16 protein-coding genes and 1 tRNA gene are annotated in these 18,103 nt (G+C 66.4%); 7 read left to right on the top strand and 10 right to left on the bottom strand.

Features of this window, described 5'->3' with window-relative positions:
- Positions 1 to 532: 532 nt before the first annotated feature.
- Positions 533 to 937 (top strand): hypothetical protein, encoded by a 405-nt coding sequence (locus ACUDTM_RS10235; RefSeq protein WP_065196868.1) that lies wholly within the window; start codon positions 533 to 535, stop codon positions 935 to 937.
- 27 nt (positions 938 to 964) lie between these two features.
- Entirely contained in the window at positions 965 to 2,101 is a 1,137-nt protein-coding gene (locus ACUDTM_RS10240; RefSeq protein ID WP_353762361.1) for an XVIPCD domain-containing protein, read from the top strand.
- Positions 2,102 to 2,189: 88 nt separating this feature from the next.
- Here the strand turns inward: ACUDTM_RS10240 and ACUDTM_RS10245 are convergent, their stop codons facing one another.
- The 6 genes from ACUDTM_RS10245 to dtd form a co-directional block, all read right to left on the bottom strand.
- A complete protein-coding gene (locus ACUDTM_RS10245) occupies positions 2,190 to 3,200 on the bottom strand; it encodes a phage portal protein (RefSeq protein WP_088496106.1) in 1,011 nt (336 codons plus the stop codon).
- On the bottom strand, positions 3,200 to 4,003 hold the full coding sequence (locus ACUDTM_RS10250) for a phage terminase large subunit family protein (protein WP_194433868.1): 804 nt from the start codon (positions 4,001 to 4,003) through the stop codon (positions 3,200 to 3,202). Before ACUDTM_RS10250 ends, ACUDTM_RS10245 begins: the two co-directional genes overlap by 1 nt.
- Positions 4,004 to 4,210: 207 nt before the next feature.
- Positions 4,211 to 4,286 (bottom strand) — tRNA-Ile (locus ACUDTM_RS10255).
- 40 nt (positions 4,287 to 4,326) lie between these two features.
- Positions 4,327 to 4,638, bottom strand: coding sequence for a hypothetical protein (locus tag ACUDTM_RS10260; RefSeq protein ID WP_088496105.1), 312 nt, complete (start codon positions 4,636 to 4,638; stop codon positions 4,327 to 4,329).
- 265 nt (positions 4,639 to 4,903) lie between these two features.
- Complete coding sequence (gene rpoD, locus ACUDTM_RS10265) at positions 4,904 to 6,757, bottom strand: RNA polymerase sigma factor RpoD (protein WP_088496104.1); 1,854 nt, start codon at positions 6,755 to 6,757, stop codon at positions 4,904 to 4,906.
- A 90-nt stretch (positions 6,758 to 6,847) separates the two neighbouring features.
- On the bottom strand, positions 6,848 to 7,288 hold the full coding sequence (gene dtd / locus ACUDTM_RS10270) for a D-aminoacyl-tRNA deacylase (RefSeq protein WP_005419588.1): 441 nt from the start codon (positions 7,286 to 7,288) through the stop codon (positions 6,848 to 6,850).
- A gap of 61 nt (positions 7,289 to 7,349) precedes the next feature.
- Here dtd and ACUDTM_RS10275 point away from each other — a divergent pair, with 61 nt between their 5' ends.
- From ACUDTM_RS10275 to ACUDTM_RS10290, 4 genes are all read left to right on the top strand, one after another.
- Positions 7,350 to 8,270: a lauroyl acyltransferase gene (locus ACUDTM_RS10275; protein ID WP_005419590.1), complete on the top strand. Its 921-nt coding sequence runs from the start codon at positions 7,350 to 7,352 to the stop codon at positions 8,268 to 8,270.
- An 87-nt stretch (positions 8,271 to 8,357) separates the two neighbouring features.
- On the top strand, positions 8,358 to 9,494 hold the full coding sequence (gene ribA / locus ACUDTM_RS10280) for a GTP cyclohydrolase II RibA (protein WP_088496103.1): 1,137 nt from the start codon (positions 8,358 to 8,360) through the stop codon (positions 9,492 to 9,494).
- A 75-nt stretch (positions 9,495 to 9,569) separates the two neighbouring features.
- Positions 9,570 to 10,070: a PH domain-containing protein gene (locus ACUDTM_RS10285; protein WP_005419594.1), complete on the top strand. Its 501-nt coding sequence runs from the start codon at positions 9,570 to 9,572 to the stop codon at positions 10,068 to 10,070.
- Entirely contained in the window at positions 10,067 to 11,605 is a 1,539-nt protein-coding gene (locus ACUDTM_RS10290; RefSeq protein ID WP_072167252.1) for a PH domain-containing protein, read from the top strand. The genes ACUDTM_RS10285 and ACUDTM_RS10290 overlap by 4 nt, the downstream gene beginning before the upstream one ends.
- A 131-nt stretch (positions 11,606 to 11,736) precedes the next feature.
- Here ACUDTM_RS10290 and ACUDTM_RS10295 read toward each other — a convergent pair whose 3' ends face one another.
- Positions 11,737 to 12,795, bottom strand: coding sequence for a CDP-glycerol glycerophosphotransferase family protein (locus tag ACUDTM_RS10295; protein ID WP_445391294.1), 1,059 nt, complete (start codon positions 12,793 to 12,795; stop codon positions 11,737 to 11,739).
- Between ACUDTM_RS10295 and ACUDTM_RS10300 the strand changes: the two genes are divergently transcribed.
- Positions 12,794 to 13,600: a glycosyltransferase family 2 protein gene (locus tag ACUDTM_RS10300; RefSeq protein WP_061478126.1), complete on the top strand. Its 807-nt coding sequence runs from the start codon at positions 12,794 to 12,796 to the stop codon at positions 13,598 to 13,600. The two genes, ACUDTM_RS10295 and ACUDTM_RS10300, sit on opposite strands and share 2 nt — an antisense overlap.
- 30 nt (positions 13,601 to 13,630) lie before the next feature.
- Here ACUDTM_RS10300 and ACUDTM_RS10305 read toward each other — a convergent pair whose 3' ends face one another.
- The 3 genes from ACUDTM_RS10305 to rsmB form a co-directional block, all read right to left on the bottom strand.
- Positions 13,631 to 14,887: an O-antigen ligase family protein gene (locus tag ACUDTM_RS10305; protein ID WP_334271793.1), complete on the bottom strand. Its 1,257-nt coding sequence runs from the start codon at positions 14,885 to 14,887 to the stop codon at positions 13,631 to 13,633.
- A 152-nt stretch (positions 14,888 to 15,039) separates the two neighbouring features.
- Positions 15,040 to 16,749 (bottom strand): ArnT family glycosyltransferase, encoded by a 1,710-nt coding sequence (locus ACUDTM_RS10310; RefSeq protein ID WP_353762022.1) that lies wholly within the window; start codon positions 16,747 to 16,749, stop codon positions 15,040 to 15,042.
- Between the two features lie 22 nt (positions 16,750 to 16,771).
- Entirely contained in the window at positions 16,772 to 18,103 is a 1,332-nt protein-coding gene (rsmB, locus tag ACUDTM_RS10315; protein ID WP_065196856.1) for a 16S rRNA (cytosine(967)-C(5))-methyltransferase RsmB, read from the bottom strand.

Genomic DNA, 18,103 nt, shown 5'->3' on the forward strand with positions numbered 1-18,103 from the left:
TGTCTCGAGAAGAGCACCGCCGATACTCGCCTCTCCATTCCAGCAACATGATCTACACCAGATGCCCAGTCCACCGTCCATCACCGACATCAGCTCAGATATGAAGCGGAACTGCTCATGATCCCAAGTCGCTCGAATGCTCAACTTGCGGCAACCTTACTTCGCAGTCCTATCAACGTTTTCCTCTTGCCCCCATAGCTCGCCCCTTCCAACTAAACGAACAATCTAACACTGCGCGAAATCTCCCAGATTCGCTATCAGGTGGGGGTTCCGACCCGTGCATCACAAGACGCTGTGCTAGATTCGGGACAGTGTTCCTGGCGCGAGAGGTACCTTCATGGATGCATGGCTCAACAAATGCGCTACTTCATCAAGGCGCGGAGATCGGAGTCACCTCCGGCTTGCAGCGTATCGCTGCCTCTCAATAGCCGTTTCAGCGTTGATACTGTCAGCGTGTTCGAGCGGTGCCTCACCAACCCCATCGCATAAATCTAATCAAAGACAGTCCGTCAAATCAGGGAGTGAAATTGGTATGGAGCGATTCAAGAACGACATCGAGCGCCTGTCTAGTGTACGTTTTGATGATGTCGACGCGTTAAATGAACAGCTCCACACGCATCTGGGAGAGCCGACACGCCAGGACGTGATGGACGAACGGATCGCAGAACACGGAATGTTGGGCGACCTTGAGGTCCGGAACATCAGGCTGAGAAGTGCTGCTGACGATCCTGCACTCGCGAACCTGATCTTTGAGATCGCACCACCAAGCATTGCGCTCAAGGAAATCATCTGGGAAAACTCGACCAAACATCCACCTCGGCCTGACGCGCCTGGCTCTCGCCCTTACTGGTCTGCGCAGGTGAACGATGCAAAGGTCGTGCTCGGACTCGATTCCGATAACGTGACGCTGACCTACATATCGATCAGTCAGCGCTGATCCCTGTTATTGCGAAGGAGCCGGAGCATGGAGCGTACTGAAGAATCTGGACTGCCACAGCCGCAGGAGGGAGGCCGCCCAGGAGCCACACGGCGTCCCGCATCGCCATTGGACGACCCCTCCTTGGCGCCGCTTCTAGCAAAATCCCCAACACTTCAGGCGGGCCTCACCCAGGCGAGGCGTGAAGGTATCGTTATCCAATGGGGGGCAGCCGGTGAAGGCACTTATCTTATACCCGGCGTCAAGATCGTTATTGACGAGAATGCGATTGGGCAAGGCTCAAGGATCGCAAGTTCTCTTGCTCATGAAGTTGGGCACCATCTCTTCACCGAACCCGAAAATCGAACTTCTAAGCAAGCCTATGTGAACAGCGAGCTGCGAGGAGAAGCCGCCGCGACTCTCAACAATGTCCAGGTCCAGCGTGAGATCGTTGCAGCTGGCGGTCCAGATATTGGCGTTTCCGGCACAGGTAATCGTCCACAACAATACGGAACCATTGCGGCGGAACTCCAGGCCGGACGGATCAACCGTAACCAAGCACTTGGGCAGATCGCTGAGGTGTTCAAGACAGAGGCGCCGTCTGTTGGTCCTCATGCGACATACGAACTCTACTATGGCGACTACTACGATCGGGAAATAGCACCCACGCAACGGCGGCGTAGGCCAGATCCAGAATTTGACGCCGAGCGCATTGCGGTTGCGGGAAGAGTCGGTTCGGACAGCGACGACTCGCCCTCACGGCAGCGAGCATCCTCCTCAGCCCCTGAACTCGGCGATGCTGACCGCTCTCTCTACATGCAGATTAGGGCAGGTGTGGAACGCCTGGACGCAGAGCATGGGAAACCCTGGGACGAGTCGAGTCAGCGCATGTCTGCAAGCTTGCTGGTACTGGCGAAGGAGCAGGGCCTTTCACGGGTTGACCATGTTGTCTTGAACAACCCGACAGAGAACCTAGCTCGAGGTGAGAGGGTCTTCATAGTCGAGGGAGCAATGGACGATCCCGCCCATCGTCGAGGCCATATGAATACGATGGATGCGCTTCGCGCACCGGAGGCGGAATCGCTCCATCGCGCTGATGCGTTGAGCCAATCACAAGCAGCGAGCCTTGAACAACAACCGGCACAGCAGGCACATACGCGAGACGGGCCATCGTTCTCGAGATAAAGCCGTCACTGTGCTATCGGCGCCATTCATTCCACCGCCTTGGCCCAAAAGTGAGCGCCCACGCTGCAGCTCGGGCGCTCTCGAATCATCATGCGGTCGCCTCCAGTTCGAAGGGTTCGAAGCGGATCACGTCCTGGCCCAGCCACTCGTTAATAGCTGCCATGCGCGTCTGCAGCGGCGCCAGTTCCATCGCCGCCCACACGCCCGCCGCGTCGCGGATCGACCCAAGCCCGCCACTGTTCTGCGGCACGATACCCAGAAGCTGCGGTGGCACCCGGAGCACCGCCGACATGTCATCGCGGGTCACACTCTTGATCCCGGTGAACTCATCTCGGACCGCCACCTCACTGACCGGGATCACCTGCAAGCCGTCCTTCTTCCCATTGGGCGAGTGCACGAACAGGTTCTTGAAATTGCCCGGCCCGCGCGACTGCCGCAGCGCGTCGCGCAACGCGTCCACGTCCAAGCCCTCGGGTTGAGGGTCGGTCATGTAGAGGATGTAGCCGGCGTGCGAACCGTTGTTGTAATACTTCCGGCGGAATAGCGTGGCCGACTCGTTCAGCAGCGCGGCCTGTACGGCTGGCATCCACTCCGGCAGGCCGTAGATCTCCTGATCAGCATCTGCCTCTCGCAGCTGGAACACCTCACCGGCGGGAAACTCATGCTCTACCCGTCCGGCACGCACCGGGAAGAACTCACCGGGCTGCACGCCACGGCGCACGTACTGCGCCAGCGGCACCGCCAGACTGTGCGCGGCTCCTGACATGGGGCGGCGACGCTCGACATACCCCATGCCGAAGGTGGTGTAGTCCAGCGCCAGCTGCGAGAACGCCTCACGGCTCAGCAGCCGGTGCTGTCGGAACGTGCGCACCAGCATGTTGCGTTTGAATGTCAGGCCGCTGTGCAGGTACGGGTTGGAGCGCGTTGTGCGCGACAGCCCTTGCAGATCCACCGGTGGCTCGAAGTAGCGGCCATTGCGCCAGCATTCGAGGTAGTCGAGGAAGCCGCGTGATTCCAGCACAGGGCTGGCCTCGCCAAAGGTGAAGGCTTCGATACTCACCGGCGGCGCGGCGATGGCGCTCTGGTCGGTGTCGGTCATCAGAAAATCTCCATGGTGCCGCGCGCAGCCCGTCCGCCTTCCAGCGGCTCGCTCTGCAGCGCGTGCGTGAGTGCCCAAGCCAAGTCAGCATGGCCGGTGGTACGCGAGCGCCCGGCGGTGTAGGTCACCTGGCGCCCGCTCGGGGTGATGGTTTTCTGGATCGCCAGCAGTGACTGCGTGAGGTCGATACAGCCGGCGTCGTATTCCAGCCGTTCGTCATTGATTACGTCATAGGCTTTCAGCACCAGCCGCGCTTTCACCTCGGGCGAATAGTTGAAGACAGTCACGCCGGGGAAGAACTGGCGCACCAGCTGAGCAACGCCGGTGCCCATGCCGGTCGCATCCACGCCGATGTAGGTCACCCAATAGCGCTTGGTGATCTGCTCGATGAACGCCGCCTGGTCTTTGAACTCCATGCCCTTGAACTGGTGGCGTTCCAGCACGCGGAACTTGCCCCCAGGCACCAGCGGCGGGGCCACAACCACGATGCCCGCGCTGTCGCCGGTCTCAGCCGGGTCGTAGCCGATCCACACGGCGCGGTCGCCGTAGGGCCGGACGGCAAACGGCTTGTGGTCGTCCGCCCATTCGACCCAGCTATCGACCTGGCAGGGCTGCAGCATCGTGAGCGGGAACACACTGGCGCTGTCGTCCACGAACTCGCACATCAGCAGGTTGGCGAACTCCTCGGCGCTGTAGTCACGGCGCAGTTCCTCGATATCGAACAGGTCACAGCCACGGTCCGCCGCGTCCAGCACGGTCACGATCTGGCGCCAGATGGCGTCCTCGCAGGGCCTGCCACCCATCAGGCGCGCATGGCTCACGTCCAACACCGAGGGCAACCGTGGCGACAAGCAGGATGCGGCCGGGCACAATCGCCCACCACTACGGGCCGCTACGATCACGACTTGCCAGTCGTGAAACCACCTCGCAAGCGTTGAGTTTTCCCGCGAATTTTCCCGCCGGCACAAAAAAGGCACTTGGGCGTAAGCCTAAGTGCCTGTTTTTTTTTATGGTGGGCCCACCAGGATTCGAACCTGGAACCAAGGGATTATGAGTCCCCTGCTCTAACCGTTGAGCTATAGGCCCTGCGCAGCGCCACAGTGTAGTGGAGGCCGCCCACGATCGGCTACCCGGCAGCAGCAAGAGCCTCAGCAACGCGCCCCAACCGCTTCTCCGCCGCTTCCGCAAACCACATCTGCCGCCGCAGATGTGCCTGGAACAGCGCCACCGTCCGCCTGGCCTCTTCCAGTCCCTTCTGGTTGCCGCCGCTGAAGCCGGCAAGCAACCCAGCTTCAGGCAGCGTCAGCAGCGCATACGTCGTCCGACGTGCAAACCCCAACGGATCCTCACACTCATCCCGCATCACCTCATCCCAGTTCAGCAGCGGCGGGAAATCGATTTGCACGGGCTCAGGCATATCGTGCTCCACATCATTCATGGCGTGACTCCAGATGCATGACGAATCAGTGCCGCAGGCCGCATGTGATGTACGTGACCTGCTGCGCGCTTGCATCAGCGCCGATGAAGATCGGCCTGCCTACGCGATGTGTTGAGCATCTGCACGGTCAGCGTGCGACCGCCGCGGGACGTAATCAAATGGCAGATGCGACATCGTCAGGATCCGACCGGCATGGCCGGGAGCTACTAAAGAAAAACCCCGCACCAGGCGGGGTTTCTCTCAACGCTTCAACAGCCGCTGGCTATCAATCGATATCCAGGAAGCTGCGCAGCTGCTCCGAACGGCTCGGGTGACGCAGCTTGCGCAGGGCCTTCGCTTCGATCTGGCGGATGCGCTCGCGGGTCACGTCGAACTGCTTGCCGACCTCTTCCAGCGTGTGGTCGGTGTTCATGTCGATGCCGAAGCGCATGCGCAGCACCTTGGCTTCCCTCGGGGTGAGGCCGGCCAGCACGTCGCGAACGGTTTCGGACAAGTTGATGTTGGTGGTGTTCTCGATCGGGGACTCCACGTTGGTGTCCTCGATGAAGTCGCCCAGATGGGAATCCTCGTCGTCGCCGATCGGGGTTTCCATCGAGATCGGCTCCTTGGCGATCTTCATCACCTTGCGGATCTTGTCTTCCGGCATGTCCATTTCCTTGGCCAGCTCCTCCGGCGTAGCCTCGCGGCCATACTGCTGGAGCATCTGGCGGGAAATGCGGTTCAACTTGTTGATCGTCTCGATCATGTGCACCGGAATACGGATGGTGCGCGCCTGGTCGGCGATCGAGCGGGTGATCGCCTGGCGGATCCACCAGGTGGCGTAGGTCGAGAACTTGTAGCCGCGGCGGTACTCGAACTTGTCCACGGCCTTCATCAGGCCGATGTTGCCTTCCTGGATCAGGTCGAGGAACTGCAGGCCACGGTTGGTGTACTTCTTGGCAATCGAGATCACCAGGCGCAGGTTGGCCTCGACCATTTCCTTCTTGGCCTTGCGCGCCTTGGCTTCACCGTAGGCCATGGCACGGCTGATTTCCTTCAGCTCTTCCAGGTCCAGCTGGGTCAGCTTCTCGATGTCGATCGTCGCCTGCTGTTCGGCGATGATCTGGTCCTTCACTTCGCGCAGGGCCGACGACCACTTCTGCTTGCGCTTCAGTGCGTCTTCCACCCACTCCAGGTTGGTCTGGTTGCCTTCCCAGGAACGGATGAAGTCCTTGCGCGGCATGCGCGCGGTGACGGTGGCCAGGTTCAGCACACGGCGCTCATGCGACTTGATGTCGGCCATCGTGTCGCGCAGCTGCTTGGTCAGCACGTCGGTCAGCGGCAGCGGCAGCTTCAGGGTGACGAACACCGCCGACATCTCTTCGCGCAGGCGCGGCAGGTTCTTCTTGTCGCCCTTGGTCGCGGCCTTCTTGAAAGCGTTGAAGGCATCGCTCAGTGCCTGCATGCGCGCGGCGACTTCCTCCGGATCCGGACCGGTCGGTGCGGCTTCTTCATCGCCACCGTCGACATCGTCGTCCTCGTCCTCGTCGCCTTCGGCGTCCGCATCGGCGCTGTCATCGGCAATGACCGCCGGCGGTGCCGGCTCTTCGTCGACCAGGTCGTTGAAGCCGACGATCACTTCGGCCAGGCGCTTCTTGCCTTCCTTGTGGGCTTCGTAGTCGTTCAGCAGCGACTCGACCGAAACCGGGAACTGACCCAGGGCGGCCTGGACCTGCGAAAGGCCTTCCTCGATGCGCTTGGCGATGGCGATTTCGCCTTCGCGGGTCAGCAGCTCGACGGTGCCCATTTCGCGCATGTACATGCGCACCGGGTCGGTGGTACGGCCACCTTCGGTGTCGAGCGCGCTCAGCGCGGCGGCAGCTTCTTCAGCCGCAGTGTCATCGACTTCGCGGTTGCCGGTGTTGCCATCGTTGAGAAGCAGGGTTTCCACATCCGGCGCAACTTCATGGACATCAATGCCCATGCCGTTGATCATGCCGATGATGTCTTCGATCTGTTCCGGGTCGACCATGTCGTCCGGCAGATGGTCATTGACTTCGGCGTAGGTCAGGTAGCCCTGTTCCAGGCCCTTGCTGATCAGTTGCTTGATTTCGGATTGGGCAGGACGTTCGTTGGCCATGTAGTGCTCGCGCCACCGGCTAGGGAGAAATAGGGAACGTAGCATTATACCAGCCCGGGGCCCCGCCTGCCGGGCGGTGGTCCCGCAGGCTCAGGGCCTGAGAAGGAAGGTCACGGGACCGTCATTGACCAGGCTGACGACCATATGGGCACCAAATCGGCCCGTTTCCACCCCGGGCGCGTGATTTTCACGACAGATCTCGACAAATCGATTGAACCCGCGTTCAGCCTCGTCCGGCGGTGCGGCGGTCGTGAAACTGGGGCGCATGCCCGAACGGGTATCGGCGGCCAGGGTGAACTGGCTGACCAGCAGCAGGCCGCCGCCGGTGTCGCGCAGCGACCGGTTCATCTTCCCGGCCTCGTCGGCGAACACCCGGTAGCCCAGCAGGCGCTCGGCCATCCGTCGCAGCTGGGCCTCGGTATCGCCCGGTTCCATGCCGACCAGGGCCAGCAGGCCGGGGCCGATCTGCCCCACCACTTCCTGGTCGACGTGGACGGCGGCCTGGCTGACGCGCTGGATCAGGACGAGCATCGTGGGCTTCCAATGAACAGGGCCGGCCACGATAGCAGCGCCCTTGGCTAAACTGGCGCCGATGAATCCGCAACGCAAAGCCCGGCTGGTCTACCGCGCCACCACCCTGTTCGCCCGCCTGCCCTGGCCAGTGCTGCGGGGATTCGCGCATGCCCTGGCGTGGACGTGGGTCCGTCTCAACGCTCGCGAGAGCCGCGTCACCCGTCGCAACCTGGAACTGGCCTACCCGGAACTGGACGGTCCGGCGCGCGACCGCCTGCACCGCGAGCTGCTACGCTCCACCGCCCTGCAGGCCATCGAGACGCTGCGGCTGTGGAGCCAGAGGCCCGCCGACAACCTGCGCCTGCACCTGAAGCAGCGCCACGGCGAAGCCCTGTACGACGCGGCGCTGGCCAGCGGCAAGGGCGTGATCGTGGCCGCACCCCACTTCGGCAACTGGGAGCTGCTGAACCAGTGGCTGGCCTCGCGCGGGCACATCGCCATCGTCTACAAGCCACCGGAGGACGAGGCCAGCGACGCCTTCCTGCAGCTGGTGCGGGGCGGCCAGAACGTGCAGCAGGTGCGCGCCGAGGGCCCCGCCGTGCGCCAGCTGTTCAAGGTGCTCAAGGACGGCGGTGCCACCGGCATCCTGCCCGACCAGCAACCCAAGGCCGGCGACGGCGTGTTCGTGCCGTTCTTCGGCGTGCAGGCACTGACCATGACCCTGGTCAACCGGCTGGCCGAGCGCACCGGCGCCACCGTGCTGTATGGCTGGTGCGAGCGCATCGGGCCGGACATGGAATTCGCCCTGCACATCGAGCCGACCGACCCGGCCGTGGCCGACCCGGACCCGCAGGTGGCGGCCACAGCGCTCAACGCCGGCATCGAGCGCATCGCCCGCCGCGACCCGACGCAGTACCAGTGGACCTACAAGCGCTATACGCTGCGGCCACCGGGCAGCGGCGAGGAAGACCCGTACGCGACCGAAGAGCATCCGCACTGACGGTCGCACCACGCGGGCCCGTCCGGCCCCTGCGACCGGCGGCCGCACCACGTTGAATACGACGCCGTCGCCCCCATAGAGACTGCGATGTCCGCCTCCCCCGGTCCTGCCATGCCTGCTGCCTCTTCCCTGTTCGGCGACCCCGCCGCGATCCGCTGCGAACGCGCGGTGGCCGAACTGCGTGCCGGTCGCCCGGTACTGCTCCACGATGGCCAGGGCCAGCGCCTGGCGGTGATTGCACTGGACAGCGCCACTGCCAGCAGCTTTGCCACGTTCGCCGCTGCCGCGCGCGAGCGCCACTACCTGTTCCTGACCGCCACCCGCGCCCGCGTGCTCGGCGTGGAAGCACCGGAAGGCGCGCGCCTGCCGCTGGCCGGCATTGACTTCGATACCCTGCCCTCGCTGGGTTACCTGCGCGAGCCCGGCCCCATGCCCGACGACTGGGCGGCCGGCGACGCCTTCGATGCCGGCGCGGTGGAGCTGGCCCGCCTGGGCCTGCTGCTGCCGGCGATGGTCGCGGTGCGCCTGGACGTGGATGACCACACGTTCGACGGTGCCGCCGAGGTGGCCCTGTGCGACCTGGCCGAAGGCGCAGCACATGCGGCCCACGACTACGAACTGGTGGCGCGTTCGCCGGTACCGCTGCGCGACGTCGGCATGACCACCTTCGCGGTGTTCCGCGGCGGCGTGGCCCAGCGCGACCAGGTCGCGATCATCGTCGGCGAACCGGACCTGTCGTCGGTGGTACCGGTACGCGTGCACTCCTCGTGCCTGACCGGCGACCTGTTCGGCTCGCTCAAGTGCGACTGCGGCGACCAGCTGCGGCGCGGGCTGCGCAAGCTGAAGGAACTGGGCGGTGGCGTGCTGCTGTACCTGGACCAGGAAGGCCGCGGCACCGGCATCGCCGCCAAGATGCGCGCCTATGGCTACCAGCACGACGGCCTGGACACCATCGACGCCGATGCGCAGCTGGGCTTCGGTGCCGACGAACGCCGCTACGGCAGTGCGGTGGCGATGCTGCATGGCCTGGGCATTTCGCGCGTGGCTCTGCTCAGCAACAACCCGACCAAGGCACAGCGCCTGCGCAATGCCGGCATCGAGGTGCTGGACTGCATTCCGGTCACCGGCGAGATCACCGCCGAAAACGAACACTACCTGCGCACCAAGGCCGATCGTGCTGGCCACCTGCTGGATGTCGATGCGCTGATCCAGGCTGCCCAGTAACGCAGCCGACCTGCTACCGTCTGCGCGGTGCGGCCACCGCCGCCGCCGCTCGCCCTGCCACCTGACGGAGCCCGCGTGACCGACGTCGCCCCTATCGCCCCGACCACCGAAGCCTGGCAATCGCTGCCGCAACGTGCCGCCCGCCTGGCCGCACTGGAAGGCGCCTTCGGCGGACTGTTCGTACCGGGTCTGCCACTGGCCGCAGCTGCCTGGTTCTTCGATCTGCCCGGCGGCCTGTGGACTGCCGCCCTGGGGCTGCTGATCGGCATCCTCTTCGGCGCCTGGCTCGGCCGCCGGCGACTGACCCGCACCCGCTGGCGCCTGGATGACCAGGGCCTGGGCCTGCGCCGCGACCTGATGTGGCAGCTGGAAACCCGCATTCCCATATCGCGCGTACAGCACCTGGACCTGCGCCGGGGCCCGTTGGAGCGCCGTGCCGGCCTGGCCACGCTGATCGTGCACACTGCCGGCACCCGCATGAGCGCGGTCACCGTCAACGGCCTGGATGAAGCCGACGCCGAGCGCCTGCGCGACACCCTCTCGCACCAGCTCGACCAGGACGCCGACGCCCTGTGAGCCTGCCGCCGCCCCTGCCCGCATCGCTGCCTGCCGGTGGCGAGGACCATCGCCTGCACCCGTGGTCGTGGCTGTTCGTACTGCTGATGCAGCTGCGACACTACTTCCTGCCGCTGGTCGCGCTGCTGGTGTTCGGCCAGCGTGGCGAGCGCGACCCGATGTGGGCGCAGTTGATTCCACTGTCGGCGATCGCGGCACTGGTGCTGGTCTCGGTGCTGCAGTACCTCAGCTACCGCTACCGCATCGGCAGCGATGCCATCACCGTGCGCAGCGGGCTGCTGGCGCGCAACCGCCGCGAGATCCCGTTCGCCCGCATCCACAACGTGGAAGTGCGGCAGAACCCGTTGCACCGGCTGTTCGGTGTGGCCGAGCTGCGCCTGGAATCGGCCGGCGGCGTGCGGCCGGAAGCCGAGATGCGGGTACTGAGGCTGGACCAGGCGCTGGCGCTGGAACGGCTGGTGCGCCAGCGTGGGCAGGCACCGCAGCCCGCCGGCGTCGTCGCCACGCCCTCGATCACCGGGACCGACACCGAACAGGTGCTGCTGCGCCTGTCGAGCTGGGACGTGGTGCGCATGGGCCTGCTCTCCAACCGCGGATGGGCACTGGCGATCGCCGCCTTCGGCGTGCTGTTCCAGACCGTGCCGCGGCCGGTGATGGACGCGGCCATCCAGCGTGGCGGCAGGGAGGCCTTCGGCTACGCAAGCCACCTGCATCCCGGCGTGGCCGGCGCCTTCCTGCTGCTGGCCGCAGCCCTGCTGCTGGGCTGGCTGGCGCTGCGGGCGTTGTCGGTGGTGCTGACCCTGCTGCGCTATCACGGCTTCACTCTCAGCGAGCAGGATCGCCGGCTGACCGTCTCGGCTGGCCTGGTCAGCCGAACCCGCAGCAGTGTCGCGCGTCGCCGCATCCAGGCCTGGACGCTGTACGAGACCACCCTGCATCGCTGGTTCGGCCTGCGCCAGCTGCGCGTCGACAGCGCCGCCGGCGGCCCTTCGCGGGATCAGGACCGCGCTCTGCGCGAGCTGGCACCGCTGGCCCCGGCAATGCGCTGCGAGCAGCTGGTGCAGCACCTGTTGCCTCAACTGCAGTGGCCGCCGGCGCAATGGCAGTCCATTCCGCAGCGTGGCTGGTGGCGGCTGTGCCTGGGCGCGCTGCTGCTGGTTCCCCTGCTGGCCGCCGCCGCGTACTGGCGCTGGGGATCATGGGGCCTGATCGTGCTGGCCTGGCTGCCGCTGGCGCTGCTTGTGGCCCACCGGCAGATGGCGCGCATGGGCTGGTATCTGGATGACCACTACGTCGCCGTGCGCGGCGGCTGGTGGAAGCGCTGGTGGCGCTGGGCCGAGCTGGACAAGGTGCAGGGCCTGCGCCTGCTGCGCTCGCCACTGGACAAGCTGCTGGGCACCAGCAGCCTGCAGCTGGATACCGCCGGCGCGCATGGCGATGTGGCATTGATCCTGCACTACCTGCCGCAGGCGCAGGCGCAACAGGTGATGGATCAACTGGCGGCCGCGCTGGCGCGGCGCAAGCTGCGCTGGTAGGTAGTGCCGGCCGCTGGCCGGCAACCGCAGACATCCCCGAGGTTGCCGGCCAGCGGCCGGCACTACCGCGGCCGGGGGCCGCGCATCCACGCATGGCGTGGATCTACTGTAGAGCCGAGCCCACGCTCGGCTTACCGCTGCGACGGCCCCCAATACCCCAGGTCCTTGCGGATCTGCAGGTCGCGCACCCAGCTGCCGAACGGCTTGCGCCGCAGCACGCCCATTTCACCGGACAGGAAATCCTCGGTAGCCGCAATCACGCGCTCGCTGGACAGGCCATCGCGGTACGGATGGATGGCATCGGCGTAGCGCACGATCTCCGCCTGCAGCGCGGCGTCGGGATGCAGCGCGCGCTGCAGCATCGCCGGCAGCTGCACCGGGTCGTCGAAGTCGATCATGTGCGGCTTGGGCACCCGGTTGCGGAAGGTCACCACCGGCTTGTGCTGGACGATGAACTCCGAAACGATCGAGGACGTATCGGACACCAGCACATCGGCGGCGCGCTGTGCGGCCATCACCTGCTCCGGCTCGATGAAGCGTGCATTGGCACCGGCCAGCGCGCGGTAGCGTTCGAACAATTCCGGTGGGCACTTCGGGTGCAGGGTCAGCAGCCAGTAGCGGCTGCCCTCGGCGATGTCGGCAGCAATCTGCGCATGCAGGTGCGGGGCTGCGCTCAGGCGTTCGGTGAAGGTCGAACCGAACAGGATCACCGGGCGTCCTCCAGCGGCGGCGCGCAGCGCGGCGCTCTCGCCACCATCGTCGCGGAACAGCGGATCGAGCTTCGGCCAGCCGGTCTCGGCCACCGCGAAGTGGCCCTGCAGGGCCGCGATCTCACGGAACGGCCCGGTGGTGGCCGGCCCCTGCGTGCAGTACAGGTCGAACATGCCGCGCACCCGGAAGTGGCCGCGCGCACTGTCCCGCTTCTCCACGTTGAAGCCATGGAACAGCTGCACCTTGGCTCCCGAAAGGAAGGTCGGCACCCAGTTGGCGGCGCTGAACACCGCTCGCGGCCGCATTGCCAGCGCCTGCTTGAGGCCGATGTTGGGCACGCCCGGCAGCTGGCTGCCGGCCGCGCCGCCCTCGAACCAGGCCGCCACCTCCTGCCCGGAGACGTGCAAGGCCTGCGCCAACGGGGCGAGAATAGGCAGCGCATAGCGCTCCGTCGCAAACAACAGGTACCCGGCCATCATGTCCTCCACGACCGCTCCCATCGAACGGCCTCGCATCTCGGCCTGCATTATCGCGTTCAACGAGGCCGGCCGCATCGGCGACTGCCTGGCCTCGCTGGCCTTCTGCGATGAGATCGTCGTCGTGGACTCCTACTCCACCGATGCCACCGTGGCCATCGCCGAGGCCGCAGGCGCCCGCGTGCTGCAGCGCCCGTTCGACGGCTTCCGCAGCCAGAAGGCGTACTGCGTCGAGCAGGCCGGCCACGACTGGGTGCTGTGCCTGGACGCCGATGAGCGGATCAGCCCGGAACTGCGTGAGGCCATCGAACAGGCCCGCGACGGTGGCTTCGCTGGCCATGCCGGCTATCGCTTCGCACGCCTGTCGGAGTACTTCGGCAAGTTCCTGCGCCATGGCAATGCCTACCCGGACCGGGTGATGCGCCTGTTCGACCGCCGCCGTGGCGGCTGGCGCGGCAAGCGCGAGATCCACGAGGCCGCCAGCGTCGATGGCAGTGTCGGTACCCTGCGCGGCGACCTGGTCCACTATCCCTACCGCTCCTTGCAGCAGCAGCTGGCCAAGACCGAGAAGTACGCGCGGATGATGGCCGAGCACGAGTTCGCGCGCGGCAAGCGGGCCACGCTGGGCAAGCTGGTGCTGGCACCGGCCTGGCGGTTCTGGCGCGGCTTCGTGTTCCGTGGCGGCTTCCGCGACGGCTGGCATGGCCTGGTCTACGCTTATGTGCGCGCCAACTACGTGCGCCAGAAGACCATCATGCTGTGGATGCTGGGCAACGGCCAGGCCGTGGCCGACCCGCCGAACCCCTGATCGCCGGGCCCTGCCCGGCGCGCCGATGCGTCACGCCCCGGTGACTGCCCGGTGGCGCGCGCCTTCGACGATCGACAGGCCGGTCAGCAGGCCGACCAGGGTCACATAGAAACTGGCCGTCATCTGGTGCGCGAACATCGACTGGGTCAGGCCGCACAGCGCATAGGTGATCACCAGCATGATGCCGGCTGCGGCCGGCCCCCGGAAGGTCGTCCGTCCGCTGCGGCGATGAAGCCGCACGAACACCCCTAGCGGGATGCCATACACCGCCAGCAACAGCAGCAGGCCCGGTACGCCCTGGGTCGCTGCCCATTCGGCAACATCGTTGTGTGCATGCCCCAGGTGGCAACGCAACTCTTCCGGATTCTCACGGCAGACCGGCACGCGCAGCATCGCGCTGTCGAAATGCCCGATGCCAACGCCCACCAGCGGGTGATCGAGGAAGGTCTCCCAGGCCACCTGCAGGCGTTCCACGCGGGCACCGGCGGAAGAATCACTGTCGCCCTGCTCCATCCGCTGCACGTCACTGTGAAGCTCGCTCAGGCGCACCTGGTGACGCAGCTCCGGTACCGACAGCAGCAGGGTCGCACCGATCGCCAGCATGCCGGCCAGCACCGACAGGCGCGCCGCACCGGTGCGCCAGCGCAGGCTCAGTGCCAGCACCACCAGCAGCGCCAGCAGGGCGGCGAACACGCCGCGGCTGCCGGTCAGCACGATGGTGCCGCAGCCGGCGGCCATGCCGAGGATCACCAGCGACCAGCGCCGCGACGGGCGACAGAACACCAGCAGCACCATCAACACCATCACGATGTCGGCCAGCACGATGGCGTTGGTGAACAACTCTGCGCGCGCGGCGCCACCCAGCACCTGCCACAGCGACATCGCGAAGGTGGCGAGCAGGCCTGTCAATGATCCGTACCAGAGCCACCGCAGGTTGGGACGCAGCGCGCAGACCCAGAGCGCGATCCACGGGATCACCACGAATCGCGAGCGGTTGTCGACGTCACGCAGGCCCTGCTCGAACAACACCACCGACAGTACGCCGAGCGCCAGCACCGCCAGCATCAGCCAGGCCAGCACTTTCACCGGCTGACCGGCCATGCCGCGCGCGCGCCACAGCAGCTCCGGCGCCAGCAGCGTGCTGAGCAGCAGCAGCAGGCCATACGGCAGCAGGTTGATCGGCACGGTCAGCACCAGTGCCGGCAGGCAGAACAGGCCCAGCTGGGCCAGGCCGCGGGCCACCCCGTGACGCCCGCCGGCGGGAACGCCCAGCGGGTCGCCGGCCAAGGGGTTCAGGTTGTCCGGTGAAGCTGGCACGTCGGGAAGTATCGCTGCAATCTGCGGGAAGAACGGGAAGGACCAACGGGGGCCGTCCCAGCCTGCTGTTTTACTGCCTTTGGGCCCGCTTGGGCAGACTGGACAAGCCGGAATCGTGGTGGCTAGTCATGTTCCTGCAAACGCCGTTCACGTTCGCGCTCCTCTGCAGTGACCACGCAGGGCACCTTCACCGCTGCTGCCGGCACCAGCCACCAGCGCCGCCGGTTGGCCACGCCGGCCAGTTCAGAACGGTTGCGGTCGACGCACGACAGCATCGCGTATTCGTGCACCAGCAACCAGCGGCGTCCGGGCGCCAGCCGCTGCCAGCGCGTGGCCGCAATCAGCTGCTCGTCCCAGTCCGTCTCGAAACCGAAGGTCGCTGCAGGACGGTCGGCCAGCAGCAGATGCTGCTCCTTCCAGGCCACCAGCCCCAATTCGGCATCCGGGCCCAGACGGCTACCAACCGTGCGCATCAGGCCGCGGGCGGAACTGGAATCGTTCAGCAGCGGATAGCCGACCAGGCTGTACAGCACCCAGACCATCGCCAGGGTCGACACCAGCGCCAGATGCCGGCGACGGCCGCAGGCCAGCAGGCTCAATCCGCCCCACACGCCCATCGCCAGGATTGTCCAGGCCAGTGCGTCGACAGCGCCGGGCCCCAGCCCGCGGCTGTGGGTCAGGCGCAGCTCGAAGGCCGGGTCGCCCAGCACCGCCATCGCACCGGCCAGGGCCAGGCCCAGTGACAGCAGGCCGGTGAACACCCCCACCACGGCCTGAACGTCGCGCCGCCTCAGCAATCCAGGCAACAGCGGCGCCAGCACCAGGCAGAACATCGGCAGCGCCGGCAGGATGTACACATCGCGCTTGCCGGCCGGAATCGAGAAGAACAGCACCACCATCAGCCACCAGGCCAGCGGCAGCAGGTAGCGCGGGTCGCGACGGCGCAGCCGGCGGCGCCACGCCGGAATCGCCCAGGGCAGGGCCAGGAACGCCGGGATCCACATCAGCGGCATCGTCGCCAGGAAGTACCAGGCGGGCTGGTGGTGGTCCCAGGAATGGGCGTAGCGCCGCGCCGTCTGCTGGAACAGGATGTCGTCCATGTAGGCCCGGTACTCGTCCGAGCCGGTGGCAAAGCCGGCCAGCAGCATCGGCGCCAGCCACAACGACACCGCCAGCAGGAAGGCCAGCGGCGCCAGCCAGAAACGCGCGTCGCGCGCATGCAGTCCCACCCGTGGCCACTGCAGCGCCGCGGCGATCGCCGCAGGCACGAGCATCAGCAGCGCCAGCATCCCCACGCCCTTGGTGATCACGCCGATGCCAGCAAAGAACCAGCCCAGCCACCACCAGCGCCAGCTGGGTCCCAGCAGAAGGTGGCGCAGCAGGCCGTAGTTGGCCAGGGTGATGAACAGCAGCAGCAGTGGGTCGATCTGCGCCTTCTTCGCCTGGAAGGTGAACTGCAGCGCGAACAGCAGCGCCCAGCCGGCGTACAGCCCCACCCGCCGCGTCCACAGGCGCCGCCCCAGGTCGACCACGCACCACAGCGTGCCCAGGGCCGCCAGCAGCGACGGCAGCAGGAAGGCCACGCGCCACTGCCCGACCAGGCTGTACAGCGTGGCCTGCCACCACATCAGCATCGGCGGCTTGTCCGAGTACAGCTCGGTGCCGCGATGCGGGAACAGCCACTGCCCGCTGTCGAACATCTGCTTGGCCACCAGCGCGAAGCGCGGTTCGTCCGACGGCCACGGATCACGAAGGCCCAGCCCGGCCCCCAGCACCAGCAGGGCCATCACCACGAACAACCACGTCTCGCGCGACGCGCGGGATTTCAGCATGGGACTCGGAACGTCAGCGGGGTCAGGCTGTTTTTAGCAGACGCGCGTAAAAGAAACCGTCAGCATCGTTGTCACCCGGCAGGCGCTGGCGCGCAATCCCCTCGCAATCGAGGCCGAATGTGTCATCCAGAGGCTGTGCCGCTGCGTCCGGATGCCACTTCAGGAAGGCTCGCACCTGATCGACGTTCTCGGCGCGCAGGATCGAACAGGTGGCGTACAGCAGCACGCCTCCCGGGCGCAGCATCGACCAGCAGGCCTCCAGCAGGCGGGCCTGCACGCCGACCAGCGCATCGATGTCCTCGGCGCGGCGGTGGAACATCACGTCCGGCTGGCGGCGGATCACGCCGGTGGCCGAGCACGGGGCATCCAGCAGGATGGCGTCGAACGGCGTGCCATCCCACCAGGCCCCGGGATCGCTGGCATCGGCCACCCGGGTCTGCGCGCCCTCACCCACACCGGTGCGGGTGTAGGTATCGCGGGCGCGCGCGAGGCGACGCGCATCGATATCGAGCGCCAGCAGGCGCAGACTGGGGTCACGTTCCAGCAGGTGCGCCGACTTGCCACCGGGCGCCGCACAGGCGTCCAGCACGCGGGCGCCGGTCGCGGGCGCCAGCGCGTCGGCTGCGCATTGCGCCGACAGGTCCTGTACCGACAGTGCACCGTCGGCAAAACCCGGCAGCTGGTTCACCGCAACGGGGGCTGCCAGGCGCAATGCATCGGCGCAGAGCGCGCTGGGTTCGGCGGCAATGCCCGCCTCGGCCAGTGCCGCCAGTGCCTTGTCACGGCCACCGTGCTGGCGGTTGGCACGCAGCCACAACGGTGCCGGTTGCAGGCTGGCGCTGAAGATCGCGTCGGCCTGTGCCGGCCAATCGCGCTCCACCGCATCGGCCAGCCATTCCGGGAAGGCATCGCGCGCCGGCTGCTCCGGGAAACCTTCGCGCTGCGCGCGGCGCAGGATCGCATTGACCAGGCCGGCCTGGCGCTCACGGCCCAGCGCACGCGCGGCATCGACCGTGGCCGACAGCGCAGCATGCGCCGGCAGTTCCAGCACGTCCAGCTGGGCAAAGCCCACCATCAACAGGGTGCGCAGGTCGGCGTCGCGCGCCGACAGCGGCTTCTGCATCCACGACTGCAAGGCAGCGTCATAGGTGCTGCGGCGACGCAGGACCGCAAAGCACAGCGCTTCCAGCAAGGCACGATCGCGGCTGTCGGCCAGCTTCGGCAGCGCCCAGGCCAGTTCGGCCTTCAATGAACGGCCACGGGTGAACACCTGTGCCAGCACACGCGCGGCCAGCATGCGCGTGGCCGCGCCCGGCGCCGCCTTGGCCACGGAGAAATCGTTCTGCTTCGACAC

Source organism: Stenotrophomonas maltophilia group sp. vghtpe118, assembly GCF_052605195.1.

Coding starts and splice junctions, on each gene's coding strand:
- ACUDTM_RS10310 (WP_353762022.1), bottom strand. CDS start 16,749: ATGCTGAAATCCCGCGCGTCGCGCGAGACGTGGTTGTTCGTGGTGATG.
- ribA (WP_088496103.1), top strand. CDS start 8,358: ATGTCCGCCTCCCCCGGTCCTGCCATGCCTGCTGCCTCTTCCCTGTTC.
- ACUDTM_RS10235 (WP_065196868.1), top strand. CDS start 533: ATGGAGCGATTCAAGAACGACATCGAGCGCCTGTCTAGTGTACGTTTT.
- ACUDTM_RS10240 (WP_353762361.1), top strand. CDS start 965: ATGGAGCGTACTGAAGAATCTGGACTGCCACAGCCGCAGGAGGGAGGC.
- ACUDTM_RS10250 (WP_194433868.1), bottom strand. CDS start 4,003: ATGGGTGGCAGGCCCTGCGAGGACGCCATCTGGCGCCAGATCGTGACC.
- dtd (WP_005419588.1), bottom strand. CDS start 7,288: ATGCTCGTCCTGATCCAGCGCGTCAGCCAGGCCGCCGTCCACGTCGAC.
- rpoD (WP_088496104.1), bottom strand. CDS start 6,757: ATGGCCAACGAACGTCCTGCCCAATCCGAAATCAAGCAACTGATCAGC.
- ACUDTM_RS10300 (WP_061478126.1), top strand. CDS start 12,794: ATGTCCTCCACGACCGCTCCCATCGAACGGCCTCGCATCTCGGCCTGC.
- ACUDTM_RS10295 (WP_445391294.1), bottom strand. CDS start 12,795: ATGATGGCCGGGTACCTGTTGTTTGCGACGGAGCGCTATGCGCTGCCT.
- ACUDTM_RS10260 (WP_088496105.1), bottom strand. CDS start 4,638: ATGAATGATGTGGAGCACGATATGCCTGAGCCCGTGCAAATCGATTTC.
- ACUDTM_RS10245 (WP_088496106.1), bottom strand. CDS start 3,200: ATGACCGACACCGACCAGAGCGCCATCGCCGCGCCGCCGGTGAGTATC.
- ACUDTM_RS10275 (WP_005419590.1), top strand. CDS start 7,350: ATGAATCCGCAACGCAAAGCCCGGCTGGTCTACCGCGCCACCACCCTG.